The 5,293-nt window shown below is 45.1% G+C and carries 4 protein-coding genes and 1 pseudogene; 4 read left to right on the top strand and 1 reads right to left on the bottom strand.

Translation table 11 applies throughout. From position 1 onward, the window contains the following. Positions 1-176: 176 nt before the first annotated feature. The 4 genes and pseudogenes from H6G48_RS06615 to H6G48_RS06600 form a co-directional block, all read left to right on the top strand. Positions 177-902: pseudogene (locus H6G48_RS06615) on the top strand (heavy metal translocating P-type ATPase); the annotation flags it as partial. A gap of 406 nt (positions 903-1,308) precedes the next feature. Next, positions 1,309-2,589, top strand: coding sequence for a histidine--tRNA ligase (gene hisS, locus H6G48_RS06610; RefSeq protein ID WP_190720306.1), 1,281 nt, complete (start codon positions 1,309-1,311; stop codon positions 2,587-2,589). Between the two features lie 41 nt (positions 2,590-2,630). Beyond that, a complete protein-coding gene (locus H6G48_RS06605; RefSeq protein ID WP_190720303.1) occupies positions 2,631-3,281 on the top strand; it encodes a hypothetical protein in 651 nt (216 codons plus the stop codon). 204 nt (positions 3,282-3,485) lie between these two features. Continuing rightward, a complete protein-coding gene (locus tag H6G48_RS06600) occupies positions 3,486-3,815 on the top strand; it encodes a HigA family addiction module antitoxin (RefSeq protein WP_002786883.1) in 330 nt (109 codons plus the stop codon). Between the two features lie 75 nt (positions 3,816-3,890). On the opposite strand, the gene murJ is transcribed toward H6G48_RS06600, so the two are convergent. Next, positions 3,891-5,293, bottom strand: a 1,403-nt coding sequence (gene murJ, locus H6G48_RS06595) for a murein biosynthesis integral membrane protein MurJ (RefSeq protein WP_190720299.1), incomplete at its 5' end; no start/stop codon positions are given.

Genomic DNA, 5,293 nt, shown 5'->3' with positions numbered 1-5,293 from the left:
ACGATTAGAGAGGGAAGTTATCGTTTTTCTAAGATAACTCGACCGACTTCTCTACAACAATCATGCGTTAGATTTATTGGAAGTTTCCCTAATTTGTACCCAGTAACGGGGCGCTGGAAATTCTTTTAATCCCTTCTACAGCACAGCTTATGGCTTTTTGTCAACGGGGAAGTCCAGGTATAAATTTCTTCAGTGCTAATCAGGTGCAAGCGGTATCGGGACGGGGTATCACGGGAAAAATTGCCGATAAGTCGGTATCTGTGGGCAATTTTGCCTATATTCGTGATCATCTTGCTGATCTTGACCAGAATATCCTAGCTATCCGCGAGCGTTTACAAAAAGAAGGCAGAACCCTAGTTTGGGTAGTACAAGAGAATCAAATAATCGGTGCGATCGCTGTGGCCGATACCCTTCGTGACTCGGCAGTTAATCTGGTGAAGCAGCTAAAAAAGATCGGTATCGAACATATCGTTTTAATTACGGGTGATAATCAACAAAGTGCCGATAAAGTCGCTGAAAAACTCGGCATTGAGGAGGTTTACGCTGATTTACTGCCCGAAGATAAGTTAACCGTTATCCAAAATCTGCAAGAAAAATATCACACTGTCGCTATGGTAGGAGATGGCATTAATGACGCGCCCGCTTTAGCTATGGCTAATGTGGGGATTGCCATGGGAAAAGCGGGTAGTGATGTCGCCTTGGAAACGGCCGATATTATCCTTATGTCCGATAATTTAGCCAAAATTCCCAGCGCTATTAACCTCGGTCGTCGTGCCAATCGCATTGTTAAACAGAATATCACTTTCGCCCTCGCGTTTATCGGCATATTGCTAATAGCCAATTTTGCCGGTGATATAACTTTACCTCTTGGTGTCATCGGTCATCGGAAATTTTGGGTCTGAAACCCCGCCGTAGAACGGCGGCTTTACGTTAGAATTAAAAGGCCAGTCTCGAAAACCAAGTGGACGGCGCAGCACCTTGAAAACTCGGCTTAGGGGGTTCCGACCAGAAAAGCTTGGCCGGGTAAAAAGTCGCGCGCAACAAGTACAAGAAGCTATAGGCGGTCAACGTACCGTGGGACACACGGAATCGGGCTTCTGAAATGGGGCGAAAGTCTGTGGACTCTGTGTAAGACAGTACATGGTTTTTTAACTGTGGTATGCGACGGTGGTGGAAGCAGAAACTTAAATCGTGAGGTTTAGGAATCGCCGCACTTTTAGGGCGGCGAGGATGTCAAGAAGGATCGACGGTATTAGTGACTCTAAGCGGTTTAAGATTGTTCAAATAGGGATAAAAATACAGAGAACTATGGGCGAAATCCAGGCAATCCGAGGCACAAAAGATATTTTACCGGCGGAGGTCGGTTACTGGCAGTGGTTAGAGGAAACTGCCAGCAGAATTTTAGGGACTGCGCTGTATCAAGAGATACGAACTCCCATTTTTGAACAGACGCAACTTTTTGAACGGGGTATTGGGGAAGCGACGGACGTGGTGGGTAAAGAAATGTACACTTTCCTTGATCGCGGTCAACGTTCCCTGACTTTGCGACCGGAGGGAACGGCTGGGGTCGTTCGCGCCTATATTGAACACAAATTACAGGCCGCCGGAGGAGTACAAAGACTCTGGTATAAGGGGCCGATGTTTCGTTATGAACGTCCGCAAGCGGGTAGGCAGCGACAGTTTCATCAAATCGGGGTCGAATTGTTGGGAAGTGATGACCCTAGGGCGGATGTGGAAGTAATTACCCTTGCCAGCGAGATATTAAAAGCTGTGGGGCTAGAAAACCTAAAATTAGACCTTAATTCCCTGGGAAATGCCCAAGATAGGCAAAATTATCGTCAGGCCTTGCTAGATTATTTGACTCCCTACAAAGCTGATTTAGATGCGGATTCTCAACAGAGATTAGAAAAAAATCCCCTGCGAATTTTGGATAGTAAGGACGAGAAAACCAAGATTATCTGTGAGAATGCCCCCAGTATTCTTGAACATCTCGGTAGTGATTCTCAAAAGTATTTTGAACGGGTACAATCTTTACTAACTGATTTGGGAGTTATCTATAATCTTAATCCCTGTTTAGTGCGAGGATTGGACTATTACACCCATACGGCCTTTGAAATTCAGTCCGATGATTTAGGCGCTCAAGCCACGGTTTGCGGTGGTGGTCGTTATGATGGTTTAATAGCTCAATTAGGCGGTCCAGACACACCAGCAGTGGGTTGGGCGATCGGTTTAGAACGTCTGATTATATTATTACAACAAAAGCAATCTTTATCTTTTTTGGTTCCCGATTTTTATCTCGTCTCCAAAGGAGAAAAAGCTGAGGCGCGCAGTGCGGTATTAGCGCAGCAATTACGCGGATTGGGGTTTAGCGTCGAGTTAGACTTAAGTGGCAGCGCTTTCGGGAAACAATTTAAACGGGCCGATCGAGCTAAGGCCGTGGGCTGTATAATTTTAGGGGATGCTGAGGCTGAAAATGGCACGGTACAACTGAAATGGATGGCCACCCAAGAACAAATTAGTCTAACCCAAGCGGATTTATTGACACAAGCAGGGGAATTAAAAGCGCAAATCTCCCGGCACAAATCCTAAGTTTTAGCGTCATGGCCAAACATTAGGCCTAGGCTAAGATTATGGAATTTATACTGCAAAAACAAGGGGAGAATCACGGACGCACAATTTCTACTAATTCCCTAGAAATTGTCTCGGGAAACTATCGTCTCTTGGCCCGTCTGGATTCTCCTTTTGCCCATATCGAAGTGCGTATCGATTACGAATCTCCCGAAAGTAGTGAACGATATACCCATTATTATCGATCGGATGCCGGGGGTTGGCTGGAAATTTTTTCCTATCGAGATTTAGGAATAGGTAGCTGGAAAATTCGCTGTTACGGGGATATTCTGGCAGAATTGGGGGGGCAAGGTTGGCAAGAAACGTTAACTTTAATTGTTACTCCTGTTAAGATCAATTATCTGGCTCAATTAGAACAGTTAATTAAAACCGAAATTGAACCTTTATTAGCACTAGAATCCTCTGCGGAGATGGTAAAATTAGAATTTGCTGATTTAACCAATAATTCCGCCTTTGTTTTTGATTTATGCCTACCAGAGGAAACAATGATTGCTAGAGAAGGGGTAACTCTAGAACTGCCGGAACCTGCTAATATGAAAAAGAGCCTTCAAAGTTTATCTAATCGCAGTTCTGCACCCCTACCCCCGAAAATATCCGGTTCTAATTCTCGCCGAAAATCACCGCAACTGCCCCCAATTCCTAAAAATAAATAGGGTTTGCTGAATAAATGTGAAATATAGACGAGGTAAGGGTTTTATACCGCACAGAAAACGGGTTTCTCCGAGAAACCCGTTTTCTAATCATGCACTCATGCAAAAAGGGGAATAAATAATCAGTTTTTAATAAATGGATTTAGTCTAAGAGTACAATCCCTGCAAAAAAGAAATAGTTTAGGGAGTTAAAAAAGGAGTATAAGCATGGTTCGCATACCTACCCATAGAAGACCCACCCATCCGGGCCAGATGCTGAAAGAGGAATTTTTGCAGCCGATGGGAATCACACAACGTCAACTTGCCGACGCAATCGGAGTTCCCTACCGGCAAATCAACGAAATCGTCAACGGTCGTCGGGGGATTACCCCTAGCACCGCTTTAAGACTAGCTAAATACTTGCAAGTCTCTCCTGATTTTTGGTTAAATCTTCAAATCCGATTCGATTTGTTTGATATTAAACAAAAAGAGAGCGAGCAAATTGAAAAAATTCTTCCGTCCCCTATAACAGTAATTACGAGCGAGGGGGGGAGTTAATCAGACTCTTAAAAACTGATTTGGTATTGGCTAGGGTGTAACCTTTCTTTAATCTAGTGGGGCCGGAACTTAGACCTAAGATTTTTTCAAGAACTTCTGACGAACTCGCGAGATTAACAGGTCTAATTCAGGTAACTTCAATAACATCGCACCGAGGAGGAATAAACCCACCGCTACGGTCGAGGCCAAACCTAACTGTAATAATTGTAGGAAAATATTACCAGCACCGAAAACCTTTTCCCAACCCCAACTAGCACCCCAACTAGCAACACCAGAAAGCATGGTAATTACCGTTAATCCCAATAAGGATAAACCCCATTCTCCCAAGGGTAAACCCCCTAAACGACGATTTAAAATCACCGTGAAAATGCCCATAGAAAGGATATTAACCCCCACAGTTGCTAAAACAATCCCCGGAGTACCAAAAGGTTTATACAAGAGGAAATCCAGCACACCATTGAGAAAAATATTTACCATACTCACCTTAAAAGGAGTTTCGCCATCACCCAAAGCATAGAACACTCGTACTAAAACATCGCGGCCGAGATAGAAAAACATCCCGAAACCGTAGGCCATTAATACGGGAACCACCTGTTCCGAGGCAGCCAGATTAAAGGCACCCCGTTGATAGATAACCCGCACTACCGGGAAAGCGAGGGCGATAAAGATAGCCGTGAAGGGTAACATGGTTAAAGCCGTCAATAATAAACCCTGACGGATTCTTTGCTTCAATTCTCCCCAATTTTCTGGTTCCGTCAGTCGAGAAAATATCGGCATAAACGGCACGAGAATCATGTTGGACATGATGCCCAAGGGCGTGAGAACGATAAAACTGGCGTAACGCATGGATGCGGCGGCATTTTCGATAAAAGAAGCGAAAAAGAGGTCAGTATAAACGTTAATATGCAACATTCCCGAAGATAAGGTCGCCGGAATCATCACCCGCAACACCTCCGACACCCCCGGTATCCGCCAATCCCAACGAAATATTAATTTTCCTAAACCTGCCTTGACTTGTGCGCCCACTTGTGCTAACCATTGCCAGAGCGCCCCGACGAGAGTACCGCCGGCGAGGACAAAACCCCCCAGTTGAATATATTGCGGCTCATCAATGCGATCGCCAAGTGACCAGGCCAGCAAACCCACCCCGATAATCACCGCTACACTGGAAAAAAGCGGACTGAGACTCGGTAGCCAGTATTGATCCGCCGCGTTGAGAGTACCGAAACCGATGCCGATTAAACCGGCTAAAACCGCCATGGGGGCCATAATTTGCAGTTGTTGAATGGCCATGCTGCGGGTGGCGGCATCTAAACCGGGAGCGAGAACATCGATAAAAATATTGGCAAAAACGATTAAAAAGACGGTGACAGCTAATAAAATCGCACTGACTAGGGTGGTAATAGTCTCGACAATCGGCGCGGACTCGGATTTATCTCTTTTGGCCAAAACACTGACCAAAGCGCTGTGAAAGGGGC

This window comes from Microcystis flos-aquae FACHB-1344 (assembly GCF_014698375.1).
GTDB classification, from domain to species: domain Bacteria; phylum Cyanobacteriota; class Cyanobacteriia; order Cyanobacteriales; family Microcystaceae; genus Microcystis; species Microcystis aeruginosa.
Note: the sequence above shows the minus strand (reverse complement) of the source record. Positions and strands in the feature narration are given on the sequence as shown.

Excerpts from the sequence above, each read along its gene's own strand:
- H6G48_RS06600 (WP_002786883.1), top strand. The coding sequence starts at position 3,486 with ATGGTTCGCATACCTACCCATAGAAGACCCACCCATCCGGGCCAGATG.
- H6G48_RS06605 (WP_190720303.1), top strand. The coding sequence starts at position 2,631 with ATGGAATTTATACTGCAAAAACAAGGGGAGAATCACGGACGCACAATT.
- hisS (WP_190720306.1), top strand. The coding sequence starts at position 1,309 with ATGGGCGAAATCCAGGCAATCCGAGGCACAAAAGATATTTTACCGGCG.